We start from the raw sequence: 13,125 nt of genomic DNA, 5'->3' as shown, positions 1-13,125 counted from the left end.
CCACCCTGAAAACCCTCATTCTCTCCGGAAGCGCTGGTCACCAGAGTGGCCGGGACGGGTCTGGGGGAGTCAGCCGTCGGTCGGCGGCTTCCTCGTCCTTGAGGGCGGCGACCAGCTCGCCGAGCTTGTCGTTGCCGACGGCCTGATGGGCACGGACCGCGTCCTTGATGGCGTCGCGGCTGATCCGTCCGGCGGTCCGGGCGGCGTCCCGCGCGATGGGAAGGAGGTCCTTCATCCAGTCGTCCTCGGGGTCACGGTCCTGGGGAGACTCGTCCCCGTCCGGGATGAGCGCCGGTGCGTCGTCGGAACTGGGGACGGCGTCTTGTTCTGCTGACGGTTCCTGGTCGGCCGCGCCGGTCGAATCCGTTGGGGCGGCGGGCGGTGTCTGTCCGTCCGGGACGGGAGGTTCCTGCGGTTCGGATTCCGGCTGTGCTTCGTGTTCTCGGGGTGTGGAGGGAGCCGTCTCCTGGTCGGCCGGATGACTCGTCACCGCAGGTCCAGCGCTGGACGGCAGCGTCCTGTCTCGGTCCGCCCGCTCGTGGACGGGAGGCGCAACGGGCGGGATCACGGAGCGTTCCCCGGCGTCCTGGCCGCGCAGACGTCCCGCCGTTTCCGGGACGCCGAACTCCACCTTCACGCAGTTGCGGACCGGTCCCGGACGGCGTTCCACCCGGTCCGGGACGGACGACTCCGCCGTCCGCGCCATGATGATGTAGAGGTGGACGGACCCGGCGAGCGCGAGCGGCGCGAGCATCGAGAGGACGGCGACGACGTTGTCCTCGAGGTGTAGCGGGGACGGGCCGGTCTGCGGGGTGCGGTTGAGGGTGATCGCGTGCAGCGCGTTGGCCCACAGGCTCGATCCGGTGGCCGCGAGGAAGAGCACCCACGTGTACAGGCGGGCGCCGAATCCGCTGTTGCGCAGGAGCACGAGGGCGCGGACGCCGTACGCGATGAACCCGTCGATGAAGACCGGGAAGAGGTAGGAGAGCGTGGGCCGTGCGTGGATCGCGAGGGCGACCTGCCGGAGCGCGTCGTAGGAGAAGGCGAAGCCGGCCGCGCCGAGCAGGACGATCGCCGCGCGGTCCCAGGCGGACATAGTGCGCCCGCTGTTCGGGGTGTTCACGCCTGCTCCTTGAGGGTCGGCCACGCGGGGGTCCGGGCGAGCAGCCGGCCGAGGTGTTCGAGCGAGTCGACGTCGTCGAGGTGCTGGGCGGGGCACGTGCCGCACGAGCGCCGCAGCGCGAGCCGTTCGGTCTGCTTGCCGTCGCCGCTGTAGTGGAGTTCGAGGCGCTGCCCGGCGACGGTGCCCAGCGGCGCGATCGCCTGGAGCAGGTCGTCCGGGTGCAGGACGCCCAGGGCCTCCCACTTCAGCGTCACGGCCTCGTCACCGAGGAGTCGCCGGGCGTGCTTCGACGCCGCCGTGACCGCGCGCGTGCCCCAGGTGTGGAACGCCTGCGTCCGGGCCGCGGAGCGCAATTGCTCCGCCCTGACGAGCTTCGAGGCGGCGGCGAGCATGAGGGGGTGGGGCATGGGAGTGGTGGTCTTCCTGGGGTAGGTGGGGTGGTTCATGCCGCCCCTCGTGTCCGGCGCCGGTCGTCGCCGATCATCGGGACGAGGGTGGTGACCATCTCGGCGAGGCGGCTGGCGACCCGGTCGCCGACGAAGTCGGTGAGGTCGGGGCCGTCGGCGTCGCGGGCGGGGAGGTTGGAGGTGATGACGGTCGGGAGGCAGTGGTTGTAGCGGTGGTTGATCAGCCGGTAGGTGATCTCTTCCGTCCACTCGGACGTCTTCGACGTCCCGAAGTCGTCGAGGAACAGGTACTGCACCGTCGACAGCCGCCTGAGCTCCTGCTCCGAGGCCCCCATCACCGCGCTGGGACGCAGCCGGCCGTACATGTCGGCCGAGTTCACCGCCAGCACCTCGAACCGCTCGGGACCGCCGCTCGCGACGTGCCGCAGCGCGCCGTACGCCTGATGCGTCTTGCCCGTCCCGGTCAGGCCGGTGAGCAGCAGCGTTCCTGCCCGGGACGGGTCGTCGAGCGCGCGGTCCGCCCAGGCCCGCACCTCAAGGAGCGTCGCCCGTGCGTCGCGGAACCGGGGCGGGGTCGCCGCCTGCCAGCGGGTGAGTGCGTACTCGACCCGGGCGTCGTGGTGCCAGCGCGGGGTGCCCGGACCGGATTCGGCGGACGACGGGCGGACGTCGTCGGGAACCAGGGAGATCCCCTTCGCGGCGAGGATCTGCTCCATCCGGCGCACCGACCGCGCCTGGAAGGCGAGTTGAGGATCGGACACGTCAGAATCCGTTCTGGTAGGCGCTGGCCCTGGCGGGGTTGCGGTATGGCTTCCAGCCGCCGGACTCGCGCCGCAGGGGGACGACGTTGGGGGCCGGGACCTGGCTCGGGAGGTCGTCCCAGATGCGCAGCAGGTAGCGCGCGGACTGCGGGGGACGGCCGGGGTCCCAGCGGCGGGAGATGACCTCCACCAGCCGCTCGACCCCCCACCGCGCCGACAAGGCTGTTACCCGCGCCCACTCGTCCTCGGTGAGCCGCCAGCCGACGACCATCCCGGCGTTCGTGAGGGCCGCGACGAGGTCCTTGGCGTCGGACGGGACTCCGGGGGCATCGGCGTGCGCTCGCTTCGGTGCCGTACGAGAAGACAGCAAGCCAGCTTGCTGTTCTGAAGAGGTAGTACTCCCTACGGGAGTACTACCAGCACCGCGATGTGCGGAAGAAGCTTCCCTGCTACCTGGAAGGCACTTCGGGGTTTCTGGCTCGGACTTCCTGGTTTCGGCAGCCGTTTCCGAGAACTCACTTCCTGCTTCCCGCTCCCCCGATGCGCCGAGCAAGAGGGAGTAGCGGTTGGTGACGGCCCGGCCCGAACCCGGCGTGTAGCTCAGTTCCCCGAGCGCCGACAGTTCGGGGAGGCAGTTGGTGACCGCTCGCGCCGACAGCCGCGCGAGCTTGGCGATCTGCTCCAGGGACAGGGAGACCCACCCCTTGTCGTCCGCCTCACGGGCCAGGGCGAGCATCACGAGGAGCGATCCCCGCTTGGCCCGCGAGCGGCTCCACACCAGCTCTGTCATGACAGCGCTCACTGGTCACCGCCGCGCGCTGTGGCGACGTACCGCTCTTCTCGCAGCCCGAAGGAACGGTCGTCCTCCGGGACGTACCCGACGCGGTCGGGGTGCGGGGTGAAGTACAGGCGGCCCGTGGGTACGTGAAAGTCGTGGGGGAGCCGCCAGTCGAGGGCGTCGCCGAAGTGCTGCCGTATGAGCCGCGCGGCTTGGTCTGCGACGTCTTTAGGGAACAGGTGCATGAAAAAGTCCGCTCCGTAGAGGTGGACCATTCCTTGCCGCTCGGGGAAGACGCGTATCAATACGGCGTCCGGTGCCAAGGAGTGCAGAGCCAAGCTGAGTTTATTGGGCATGGGGAAGCTCTCGTGAGGAAGGATTCGATGAAGGGTGGCTATGCCGCTTCAGCAACGGAGGAACCGGCTGAGCGCTTCTTGTGATCGCGCACCAATTGCCACAGATACTTGATCGGAATCCCTAGACCTCGCGCGGCGAGATGAGCGTTGACTTCAGAGTTTTCAGCCACTTCTGCGATCACTGCTGTGCGTTCCGAGGAGTTGAGCAGGGTGGTAACACCCTGAAGTACTGCCGCGACTGCTCCGGGGTTGACGCGGGTTTTCCACAGGCTGAGGAGATCTTCGCGTTCCGGCGCCAGCAGACCGGCTCGGATGCCGTACCGGTCCTCGTGCCGCAGCGCGTCCACCAAGCAGCGTGCGGCGACCGAGAGAGGGCAGGCGGAGCACAGCGCGAGCGGCAGCCTCAGCGAGTCCGCGTGGGACTCCCGTATCTGGTCGGGGTCGCTCCAGGGGTGCTCCGACTCCGGGAAGAAGTCGTCTTCGAAGTCGAGTCCGGAGCAGAGAGCTTTCTCGGGCCAGTTCTTTCCCGGTGCTTCGCGGGCGGTTTCGAGCAGGGGTGTCCAGTCGCCTTGCCGAGCTGAATCGACGAGAGCGTTCATGGTGGTGTTCATTTCGTCTGTTTCCAGGTAGTCAGGTGCGGCGGCGGGAGCGTGCGGAAGGCCGTATGGCCAATAGGTCCGGACTCTCTTCCCGTGCCACGTGCTGATGCGGCTGGACGAAATGCATTTCGGATATGGATCGGAGGTCTTCCTCGGTGAACTGGACGAACTTTCCGAGCTTCCGGTGCGGAAGACTGGAAATCCGTTCACGCAGCCACTTTTCGGGGATGTTCAGGCGCTTGGCGGCTTCGTCGTACCCCAGGTGGAGCCGGGTTTCGGCGACGTCGTCGGTGCGGGCGAGCATCCGTACGACGGCCGCGAGTCCGTGGAGTGCGGCCAGCTCGGTGGTGTTCGCCGTCGTCATCGCGCGTCCCGTCCGCTCAGCACGGCCGTGCGCAGGTCGAAGCGCATGGGCTGGGCCGCCCAGCCGGCCTGAGGGAAAGACCTGATGAGCCAGCGGGCGATGGTGAGCGCCTTGGCGCGGGGGACGTGTACGGCCCGCTGTTCCTCGTCGACGGCGGTGAACCGCAGGTGCGGCCACGGCGTACGAGGGTCCTGGAGGCGTACGTCCACGGCGGCGACCCCGGGCAGCAGGGCCGACAACTGGCCGGCCAGCCGGTTCGCGATGGTGGGGTCGGGCGTCGAGATGCCCGACTTGCAGCCCATGGCAGGAGCCATGCGACACTCCTTCACGTGGTAGCCGTCCCGGTGGTGCCGTGCGAGGGACACGGGGCGGCCGTCTCGGTGACCTGGACCGTGCGAAGGCCAGGTCATTGCGTCCGGCGTCTGGGAGGTGCGAACTCCCGGACGCCGGTGTTGTTTTGGGAGGACAGCGCGATGTGCGCGTTGTCCGTTCCGGCTCCGTGGCCTGCGGGCGCACGCGAGTCGGGCGAGGTCGGGGTGTGCGAAACCCCGGTTTTTCGCTAAGCTGAAGCTATCCCAGTTTCCGAGGAATATCAACAAGCAGATGGTTCCTCTGCTTGGATAAAAAACGAGGTCCGATGGCTGCTCGACACTTCGACAGGGGTCGCGTGCGCGCGGTGCGGCGAGCTGCCGACATTCCGCAGAGCGCCGTGGCCGCCTCTGTCGGCGTCGCGGACTCGACCGTCGCAGGCTGGGAGACCGGGCTCACGGCCCCCGACCCCGAGAAGCTGCCGGCTCTCGCCCGCGCACTCGGCCGTCCCCTCGACGAACTCTTCCCGCGTACGGGACTGCCCGACCTCACGGACCTCCGCTGCGACGCCGGCCTCTTCCAGTACGAGACGCCCGCGATCATCGGGACGAAGAGCGCCGGGCCGGTGGCGGGAGCCGAGCGGGGAGAGCGGCGGCTCAAGGAGAAGTACGTCCAGGCCCTCGCCGCGCGGTACGGAGTGACCGTGGAGGAACTGCGGAAGGCGGAGGACCGCTCCATCGCCAAGGCGAACGGACAGGACCTTGAGGAGAGCGCGGAGGAGGGGGGCGACGCCTCCCCTCTCTTGGGGAGCGTTCCCGCAGAGCTGCCGGAAACCCTGGCCGAGAAGATCACCTATCTCGTCGAACGCCTCCCAACTCCCCTGTCAGACGCTGAAGTTGCGGCCGAAGGCAACAGCCGGACCGGCACCCGGGTTCTGACGGAGGAGTCGGTACGTCGGTTGCGTACCGGCGAGGTGACCGCCGCGTCGGAGGCCGTGCTCGGCGCGCTCGCCGAGGCGCTCGACACGACGCCGCTGATCTGGTCCGACGACGCCAACGTGCAGCGGATCATCGCGGGGACGTGGCTGCTGAAGAGCGAGTTCGCGGCGATCGCCGCGCGCGGTGGGGAGAAGGAAGGGCTCTCGGCGGATCTGCTGTCGTTCATCCGCAAGGAGGTCGAGCAGGCCCGCGCGGAGGCGAAGGCACAGCCCGACCATCCGTAACTGCCTTCTACAGACGCACGGTTACGTCTACGAGGCGGCGTTCCGCGTGCGCGGTGATGACGGCCTGCCACACCGTGTCGAGGTGCGGAGGAATCAGGTCCGGCCCGAGGTCGCGCGGGGCGCAGAAGCGGTACTCGCTCAGTTCCGATTCCTGAAGGGTGATCGCGGCCTGCTGCTCGGCGTTGAGGATGCCCCCGTCGTACACGTAGAGGACCTGGGCGCCGACGCCGGGGATGGTGATCCACGCGTGCACCAGGAGGCGGCCGATGGGCGGGGTGATCCCGAGTTCCTCACGGACCTCACGGACGGCGGCGTCGTACGGGGGTTCGTCCTGGTCGATGTCGACGGCGCCGCCGGGGAGGTTCCAGTACTTCTTGTAGGTCGGGTTGACGATCAGGACCTCGCCGTCGTGGTTGAAGAACACGGCGGCGGCGGAGGCGGTCAGAGTACTCATGGTCATCACCTTGCGGGCTCGGGGAGCGGAACGGGGGCGAAGTCGGTGCGGCGGTACGCGCGGGCGACCTGCATCAGCCAGGAGACCTCGGTGGTGAAGTCGTCGCCTGCGGTCCGGAAGGCGGTCGGTGCGCCGGCGGGGTGGCGGGCGGCGGGGAGCGCTGCCTTGAGCCAGTACGCTTCGGCCGCCGCTTCGGCGTCGGCGCCGCGGTGGCCCTGGGCCTCGGCGAAGCGGACGGCGCGTTCGTACAGGTCGGCGGGGGCGCGGCGGCGCAGTTCGTGCGTGGCGTCGCGGATCTCGGTGACGTAGCGGCCCAGACGGACCTGCGGGGTGGCGTCGTGGGACAGGACGTCGCGCAGGGTGCTGAGCGGGGCGGCGGCTCGGTGGCCGCGCAGGAGGGTGGCGGGCTGGTACAGGGCGATGCCGTCGACCGCGAGGGCCAGGTCGCGCCAGAGAGGGTGGAGCCTGACGACCGCCCGGGTGCTGTGGACGCGGGCGAGGAGGGCCCGGAGCGCGGGGACGATCGAGCCGAGGAGCCACAGCAGGAAGCCCGCGTACAGGACGGTGTCGGTGACGTGTTCCTGGTCGGCCAGGTCACGGGCGGGGAGCGGGTGGAAGGTCGCGGCGGTCAAGAACACGGTGCGCATGACGGCGTACACGACGATCAGGGTCATGCCCGCCGTCATCATCGTGAGGCCGGTGCGCAGGGACCAGTGGCTGGCCCGGCGTGCGGCGCGGCCCCACTGGTACGCGCAGACGAGCGCGGCGGCGACGACGTACGCGTAGAAGAGGTCCATGTAGAGCGCGAGGCCGCGGTCTCCCATGTGGCGGCCGATGAAGTACGGGCTGTCCTTCGCGGTCTTGGAGCGGTCGAGGACGAGGAAGAAGACCGCGGTCAGGCACACGACCGTCGCGAGCGAGGCGTACGCGGTGGCGCGCTGGACCAGCGCGGAGACCCTGATGTGGCGGGCGGAGGCGTCCTCCTCGGCGTACACGTCGCACACGTACATCAGCAGGACGCAGATCCCCGCGATAGCCAGGATGTGCTTCAGGAGGGTCGGCAGGTCGTTGACGCCGAGAGGGTCGATGGTGGTCCGGCCGAGGTCGGTGCGCAGCCACCAGGCCAGCGCGAAGGCTATGAAGGCGCCGGACAGAGAGCGGCTGCGGCGCCGGCCGCGCAGTGCTCCGGGCAGGCGGACGGCGGCCTGGAGAAGGAGCAGCGCGAGGATGAAGGTGGCGATCAGATCAGAGACGGACACGCGGTTTCCGGGGGGTGTGGGGGGTATGGGTGAGGTCTTCGGCGAGGTGGCGCACCGTGGGGTCGTCGATGTGGTCGGTGGCGTACGCCTCGTGGTGCAGGAGGTCGGCCAGCATCTCGGCCCGGCGCTCGGTGGGGGAGTCGTAGCGGTGGCGGGCCATCACCCGGCCTCTCGTCAGGAGGCGGTGCAGGGTGTGGGGCGGGAAGTCGGGGAGGAGACGGGCCAGCTCCTCGAAGTCGGCCTCGGAGGTGTCGTCGCACCAGATGTGGGCCAGCTCGTGGAGGATGATCCGCTGGCGGTGGAAGGACGTGGTGCCCTCCACGTGCAGGATCAGGTCCACCGGGACGTCGTCGAGCTGGAGCCGCAGGCCGCACACGTCGGTGTTGGCCAGCAGGTGGTCCGGTACCGGGACGAGCTTGATACGGCGGCCTCGGGCGGACTCGATCCCCGCGATCAGGCCGTCCAGGGTGAACGGCTTCGGGACCGGCATTCCGGCGAGCCGGGAGCGGCACTCCTCATGGAGTTCACGCCGGGCTGCTGCCGCCGCGCGGCGCCTGCGCACGGACTCGGCCGCCCGTCTCCACCACCGGCCGTCGGAGCGCGGTATCCGGCCCTTGGGACCGTCAGGACCGGGCGTGCTGAATTTCTCCATGGGTGCCTCAGAACGAGGAGATAAAGCCGCTGGGGGAACTTCTGCGGTATGCGCGTTTTTCGCGGATCATGGAGGACGGTATTCCTCTGAAGCCTGTGACGGTCGGAACGGAGCGCGACATGAAGATCCTTTTCGTGCGCGAGCCAAGCTGAACGGGCCGCAGGAGGAGATCCCTCGACGATGAAGAGACTACGGCCGAGGCCGGAACGGCACAGGATTCACAGCATCCGCTTATTCTGAAGAGGGGAACTGACAGTTCCCCTAGCCAGGTAGTTTCCGATTCAACTCTTTTCGGTGCGACCTCGGTGATGCTTCAACTCGCCTGAAATCAGGGGGCGGTGCGCTGTATCTCGACGGAGGTCGTTGATGTCGACCGCCGGAAATCTGTGACGCACACCCCATTTTTGGATGTTATATGAACGTTACGGAAGGTGGGAGGAAGCAGCAGCTCCTCATCACGCGCATCCTGCGCCAGGCCCGCGCCCGCCGCGACACGGCCGATGTACCGGGATTCAGCGCCCTGTTCGGCGTGAAGTTAACCCGCGGTATCACCCAGCAGCAGACGGCGAAGTTGGCGGGCGTCAGCCGACGCTGGTACGGCAACCTCGAAGCGGGACACCCGGGGAACTACAGCGACCCCTTCTTGTACGCCGTGCGCCATGTCCTCGACCTGGACGCCGATGAATGGGACATCGTCTACAACACCGTCCGAGGCCGGGCTCCGCACGTCACGCACTTCGGACCGCCGGTCCCCAAGCTGTCCCCGGCCCTCCTGTCCCTCGTCGAGCAGAGCCCGACGTGGGGGATCTACCTCAGCAACCACCGCTGGGACCTCCTCGCTTGCAACAAGAAGATCCAGGAGTACTTCCCCTGGATGGCGGACGGGGCCAACGTCGTGGAATGGGTCCTGACCTCTCCGGAGGCGCGCACCCAGCTCATCGACTGGCGGGAATCCTGGGCGCTCCCCTCGATGGCTGCACTTCGGGTCCACGCGGAGAAATGGCCGCAGGACGAACGGCTTCAGGAAATCATCGAGAAGGTGAGACTCGACCCGACCGCCCGCAGAATGTGGAACGACGCCGACCTACCGACCGTGACGTACCCGGTATCCAGCTCGCCCCGGCGCCTTCACCTGCCTCGGTATGGAGGAAAAGAGTTCACTGTGCGGATTCTTGTGCTGGAGCCTCTGGAGTTGCCGAACTGTCGACTGGTGGCGTTGACACCGGCGGAGTTGGTGCCTTCAGGGTGAGGCAGCCTTGGTTTTATGAGGTTGCTCTGGAGCCGCCGAAGCTGTTGATCTCGATCCAGTCCAACTGCGTCGGCATCTTGATGGCGCGTCTCGATGTCCGCAGGGAGAACGATTTGTACGGCATCACCTCCCTCCGGCGCCGAACCACCCCCGCTGGCGCGGGAAGAACGAGGAGTTCAGCCACCTGGAAGTCGTCTGGCACGAACCACCCCCGCTGGTGCGGGAAGAACTCGTCGACCAGGCGCCGGATGTTCTTGATGTGCGAACCACCCCCGCTGGCGCGGGAAGAACGCCGCCGGGCGAGGTGGTGACGGGGCGGGCGTCGAACCACCCCCGCTGGCGCGGGAAGGACAAAGGGCTCAAGGGGCTCGTCCAGGACGACTCCGAACCACCCCCGCTGGCGCGGGAAGAACACCGACAAGGGCGCCGAGCTGGACATCAGCGCCGAACCACCCCCGCTGGCGCGGGAAGAACTGGAGGCCCTTTGACTACGGCCCAGTTCTTCTCGAACCACCCCCGCTGGCGCGGGAAGAACGACGACAAGGGCGCCATCGTCGTCACCGCCGGCGAACCACCCCCGCTGGCGCGGGAAGAACCGCGTGCTGACCGCCGTGCCCTCGTAGTGGACCGAACCACCCCCGCTGGCGCGGGAAGAACGTACCCCGCGACCCGAACAGCGACGCCGACCGCGAACCACCCCCGCTGGCGCGGGAAGAACCGGACCCCCCGCACCTGCGACAACTGCGCCGGCGAACCACCCCCGCTGGCGCGGGAAGAACCCGTACGGCTTCGGCGCCGGGGGGACCTTCTTCGAACCACCCCCGCTGGCGCGGGAAGAACGTCGTGATCAGGTCGAACACGAACGGCCCGGACGAACCACCCCCGCTGGCGCGGGAAGAACGGGTGAGGGCCGGCCATGACGGCATCGCCCTGCGAACCACCCCCGCTGGCGCGGGAAGAACGTGAGTTCCTCCGCCGTAGTGTCCGCGCCGGCCGAACCACCCCCGCTGGCGCGGGAAGAACCCCCAGATGTTCGTGCACACCTCCCGCAGCATCGAACCACCCCCGCTGGCGCGGGAAGAACGTCAAGGCGACCCTCAAGGACGTCTACACGAACGAACCACCCCCGCTGGCGCGGGAAGAACTTGCCGCGCAGTTCCGTCAGGTCGTAGAGGACCGAACCACCCCCGCTGGCGCGGGAAGAACGTCCGCCGCACTCACCCCGGACAAGACCCTGTCGAACCACCCCCGCTGGCGCGGGAAGAACCACACGCTCCAGCGACTCGAACCCGTCGTGATCGAACCACCCCCGCTGGCGCGGGAAGAACACCCGCGCTGTGGGCTCGGGATTCGTCGGCTACGAACCACCCCCGCTGGCGCGGGAAGAACTCAACGAGCTGGCGGGGGGACGGCGTCAGCGGAGAACCACCCCCGCTGGCGCGGGAAGAACCACCGGCCGCCCAGCTTCACCTCGGGCCGGATCGAACCACCCCCGCTGGCGCGGGAAGAACGACCTGATGAGTGCGAGCTACCGCCTGAACACCGAACCACCCCCGCTGGCGCGGGAAGAACCTGTCCGGTCAACGGATCTGTAAGGAGACCGCCGAACCACCCCCGCTGGCGCGGGAAGAACTCTCGGGTCGGCGGGCGGTAGGCACACTCGGAAGAACCACCTCCGCTGGCGCGGGAAGAACGACTACGGCCACCAGGCCGTCGTGATCGACAGCGAACCACCCCCGCTGGCGCGGGAAGAACGGAACGGCGAAAGTCGCCCTCGGTGACACCTACGAACCACCCCCGCTGGCGCGGGAAGAACTGCGCGGCGATGGTCCGGGCGGCGGGACGGAGTGAACCACCCCCGCTGGCGCGGGAAGAACGTCCCCGTCCTCAAGGCGGGGGGCGACCTCACCGAACCACCCCCGCTGGCGCGGGAAGAACACCACAACGCCGTCACCACCGCGCGACTCGACCGAACCACCCCCGCTGGCGCAGGAAGAACGTCCACTGGCCAGAAGGTCCACGTCGGCCCGTCGAACCACCCCCGCTGGCGCGGGAAGAACTCCGCCGGACGCACCGGCACCCACGGCAGCATCGAACCACCCCCGCTGGCGCGGGAAGAACGTGTGGTTCGTCCGGCTCTGCTTCGCCTGCGCCGAACCACCCCCGCTGGCGCGGGAAGAACGCCCGTGTTGATCTTGCTCAAGTGGGCGGGAACGAACCACCCCCGCTGGCGCGGGAAGAACAATTCCCGCCTACTTCTCCGCCACCACAGCGTCGAACCACCCCCGCTGGCGCGGGAAGAACGGGTTCGCCGACCTCGACGCGCTCACCGGCGGCGAACCACCCCCGCTGGCGCGGGAAGAACGCGCGGGCCCGCTCGAACTCCTCCGCCCGGGCCGAACCACCCCCGCTGGCGCGGGAAGAACGCCTGGTCGCGGGTGACGGCCACCTCCAGGAGCGAACCACCCCCGCTGGCGCGGGAAGAACTCTTCGTCGGCCCATCTGCCGTGGATGTCTAACGAACCACCCCCGCTGGCGCGGGAAGAACCACACCCAGGGATGGCGATGCCCCCATACTGCCGAACCACCCCCGCTGGCGCGGGAAGAACGGATGTCCTGACGCCCACATCCCGCGTCAGGACGAACCACCCCCGCTGGCGCGGGAAGAACACACCGCGCTGCGCACCCTCGTCCAGCCCCAGCGAACCACCCCCGCTGGCGCGGGAAGAACGGCGTGCCCGGTACCGACTACAGCCAGATCAACGAACCACCCCCGCTGGCGCGGGAAGAACCGCAGTGCGCAGGGCCTCGCCTGTCTCACCGGCGAACCACCCCCGCTGGCGCGGGAAGAACACGCCGTATCCGATGACCGCGAAGTCCCCTGCCGAACCACCCCCGCTGGCGCGGGAAGAACCTGCCCGAGCCCGACCGGCTGAAGGACCTCAGCGAACCACCCCCGCTGGCGCGGGAAGAACCACACCCACGCCTCGCTGACCTCGATGTCGGCCGAACCACCCCCGCTGGCGCGGGAAGAACTCCCTCTCGCCGGGCCGTTTTGATCGAGAACACGAACCACCCCCGCTGGCGCGGGAAGAACTGGAGCTCGCCCTTCACGGCGCCCAGCGCGTCCGAACCACCCCCGCTGGCGCGGGAAGAACCACAATGGGCAGCGCCAGGGGGAGGCGTTCGCCGAACCACCCCCGCTGGCGCGGGAAGAACTACGGCCGCGAGCGCGCCGCCCAGCCCCCTCCAGAACCACCCCCGCTGGCGCGGGAAGAACACTTCCTGACCTGGGCTTCAGTAACCCCTTTGCCTTTTCTTTGCTTGATCTGTCGACACTCGGTCGTCCTTGTCGTCGATCCGGCCTGAATGCGGTGTGTGGGGTGTGGGTGTCAGTGGGCTGTGGTTGGGTCGTCGGTCGTCGGAGCAGTCGCGAGGGGGCAGGAGTTTAGCGTGATGGGGAAGGCGTTCGTGGAGGTGGATGAGTCGCTCTGGGGGAAGTCCCGGGGGTTGGATACGGCTTTCCCGGTGTATCCGTTGGTGCGGCATCTGCTGGACGCGGCGGCGATGGCGTTGTTCTTGTGGGACCGGT

At 68.6% G+C, this 13,125-nt stretch carries 14 protein-coding genes and 1 CRISPR repeat array; of the genes, 3 read left to right on the top strand and 11 right to left on the bottom strand.

Annotation, left to right across the window (positions count from 1 at the left end; translation table 11 throughout):
• Positions 1-37: 37 nt before the first annotated feature.
• From AOK24_RS04205 to AOK24_RS04170, 8 genes are all read right to left on the bottom strand, one after another.
• The gene (locus AOK24_RS04205) at positions 38-1,123 is read right to left on the bottom strand and encodes a DUF2637 domain-containing protein (protein ID WP_159051790.1); all 1,086 of its coding nucleotides are present in this window, start codon (positions 1,121-1,123) and stop codon (positions 38-40) included.
• Positions 1,120-1,569, bottom strand: coding sequence for a DUF6195 family protein (locus tag AOK24_RS04200; RefSeq protein ID WP_240553659.1), 450 nt, complete (start codon positions 1,567-1,569; stop codon positions 1,120-1,122). Before AOK24_RS04200 ends, AOK24_RS04205 begins: the two co-directional genes overlap by 4 nt.
• Positions 1,566-2,291: an ATP-binding protein gene (locus tag AOK24_RS04195; RefSeq protein WP_240553657.1), complete on the bottom strand. Its 726-nt coding sequence runs from the start codon at positions 2,289-2,291 to the stop codon at positions 1,566-1,568. The genes AOK24_RS04200 and AOK24_RS04195 overlap by 4 nt, the downstream gene beginning before the upstream one ends.
• A 1-nt stretch (position 2,292) precedes the next feature.
• Positions 2,293-3,081 (bottom strand): hypothetical protein, encoded by a 789-nt coding sequence (locus AOK24_RS48330; protein WP_159051789.1) that lies wholly within the window; start codon positions 3,079-3,081, stop codon positions 2,293-2,295.
• A gap of 8 nt (positions 3,082-3,089) precedes the next feature.
• On the bottom strand, positions 3,090-3,314 hold the full coding sequence (locus AOK24_RS04185; RefSeq protein WP_159051788.1) for a hypothetical protein: 225 nt from the start codon (positions 3,312-3,314) through the stop codon (positions 3,090-3,092).
• Between the two features lie 149 nt (positions 3,315-3,463).
• On the bottom strand, positions 3,464-4,036 hold the full coding sequence (locus AOK24_RS45370) for a WhiB family transcriptional regulator (protein ID WP_079056673.1): 573 nt from the start codon (positions 4,034-4,036) through the stop codon (positions 3,464-3,466).
• 19 nt (positions 4,037-4,055) lie between these two features.
• Complete coding sequence (locus AOK24_RS04175) at positions 4,056-4,388, bottom strand: MerR family transcriptional regulator (RefSeq protein WP_055718695.1); 333 nt, start codon at positions 4,386-4,388, stop codon at positions 4,056-4,058.
• Positions 4,385-4,702: a transcriptional regulator gene (locus AOK24_RS04170; RefSeq protein ID WP_240553655.1), complete on the bottom strand. Its 318-nt coding sequence runs from the start codon at positions 4,700-4,702 to the stop codon at positions 4,385-4,387. The genes AOK24_RS04175 and AOK24_RS04170 overlap by 4 nt, the downstream gene beginning before the upstream one ends.
• A gap of 323 nt (positions 4,703-5,025) precedes the next feature.
• Here AOK24_RS04170 and AOK24_RS04165 point away from each other — a divergent pair, with 323 nt between their 5' ends.
• Complete coding sequence (locus AOK24_RS04165; RefSeq protein WP_055718693.1) at positions 5,026-5,919, top strand: helix-turn-helix transcriptional regulator; 894 nt, start codon at positions 5,026-5,028, stop codon at positions 5,917-5,919.
• 7 nt (positions 5,920-5,926) lie between these two features.
• Here the strand turns inward: AOK24_RS04165 and AOK24_RS04160 are convergent, their stop codons facing one another.
• The 3 genes from AOK24_RS04160 to AOK24_RS04150 are packed head-to-tail and all read right to left on the bottom strand — an operon-like array spanning position 5,927 to position 8,284.
• Positions 5,927-6,373, bottom strand: a complete 447-nt coding sequence (locus AOK24_RS04160) for an NUDIX domain-containing protein (protein WP_240553651.1) — start codon at positions 6,371-6,373, stop codon at positions 5,927-5,929.
• A gap of 5 nt (positions 6,374-6,378) precedes the next feature.
• The gene (locus AOK24_RS04155; protein WP_055718691.1) at positions 6,379-7,632 is read right to left on the bottom strand and encodes an MAB_1171c family putative transporter; all 1,254 of its coding nucleotides are present in this window, start codon (positions 7,630-7,632) and stop codon (positions 6,379-6,381) included.
• Complete coding sequence (locus AOK24_RS04150; protein WP_206191143.1) at positions 7,619-8,284, bottom strand: hypothetical protein; 666 nt, start codon at positions 8,282-8,284, stop codon at positions 7,619-7,621. Before AOK24_RS04150 ends, AOK24_RS04155 begins: the two co-directional genes overlap by 14 nt.
• Before the next feature lie 415 nt (positions 8,285-8,699).
• Between AOK24_RS04150 and AOK24_RS04145 the strand changes: the two genes are divergently transcribed.
• Both AOK24_RS04145 and AOK24_RS52620 read left to right on the top strand, forming a co-directional pair.
• Positions 8,700-9,533 carry an MmyB family transcriptional regulator gene (locus tag AOK24_RS04145; protein WP_055718690.1) on the top strand — a complete coding sequence of 278 codons (834 nt, stop codon included), beginning with the start codon at positions 8,700-8,702 and terminating at the stop codon, positions 9,531-9,533.
• 140 nt (positions 9,534-9,673) lie between these two features.
• Positions 9,674-12,813: a CRISPR direct-repeat array (repeat unit 29 nt; unit sequence CGAACCACCCCCGCTGGCGCGGGAAGAAC).
• Positions 12,814-12,902: 89 nt separating this feature from the next.
• Positions 12,903-13,125 (top strand): HD domain-containing protein (locus tag AOK24_RS52620; RefSeq protein ID WP_206191144.1); only part of this gene is annotated, 223 nt, incomplete at its 3' end.

Source organism: Streptomyces niveiscabiei (assembly GCF_001419795.1).
In the GTDB taxonomy this organism is placed as follows: domain Bacteria; phylum Actinomycetota; class Actinomycetes; order Streptomycetales; family Streptomycetaceae; genus Streptomyces; species Streptomyces niveiscabiei.
Note: the sequence above shows the minus strand (reverse complement) of the source record. Positions and strands in the feature narration are given on the sequence as shown.

Excerpts from the sequence above, each read along its gene's own strand:
- AOK24_RS04200 (WP_240553659.1), bottom strand. The coding sequence starts at position 1,569 with ATGAACCACCCCACCTACCCCAGGAAGACCACCACTCCCATGCCCCAC.
- AOK24_RS48330 (WP_159051789.1), bottom strand. The coding sequence starts at position 3,081 with ATGACAGAGCTGGTGTGGAGCCGCTCGCGGGCCAAGCGGGGATCGCTC.
- AOK24_RS04185 (WP_159051788.1), bottom strand. The coding sequence starts at position 3,314 with ATGCACCTGTTCCCTAAAGACGTCGCAGACCAAGCCGCGCGGCTCATA.
- AOK24_RS45370 (WP_079056673.1), bottom strand. The coding sequence starts at position 4,036 with ATGAACACCACCATGAACGCTCTCGTCGATTCAGCTCGGCAAGGCGAC.
- AOK24_RS04175 (WP_055718695.1), bottom strand. The coding sequence starts at position 4,388 with ATGACGACGGCGAACACCACCGAGCTGGCCGCACTCCACGGACTCGCG.
- AOK24_RS04170 (WP_240553655.1), bottom strand. The coding sequence starts at position 4,702 with ATGGCTCCTGCCATGGGCTGCAAGTCGGGCATCTCGACGCCCGACCCC.
- AOK24_RS04165 (WP_055718693.1), top strand. The coding sequence starts at position 5,026 with ATGGCTGCTCGACACTTCGACAGGGGTCGCGTGCGCGCGGTGCGGCGA.
- AOK24_RS04160 (WP_240553651.1), bottom strand. The coding sequence starts at position 6,373 with ATGAGTACTCTGACCGCCTCCGCCGCCGCCGTGTTCTTCAACCACGAC.
- AOK24_RS04150 (WP_206191143.1), bottom strand. The coding sequence starts at position 8,284 with ATGGAGAAATTCAGCACGCCCGGTCCTGACGGTCCCAAGGGCCGGATA.
- AOK24_RS04145 (WP_055718690.1), top strand. The coding sequence starts at position 8,700 with ATGAACGTTACGGAAGGTGGGAGGAAGCAGCAGCTCCTCATCACGCGC.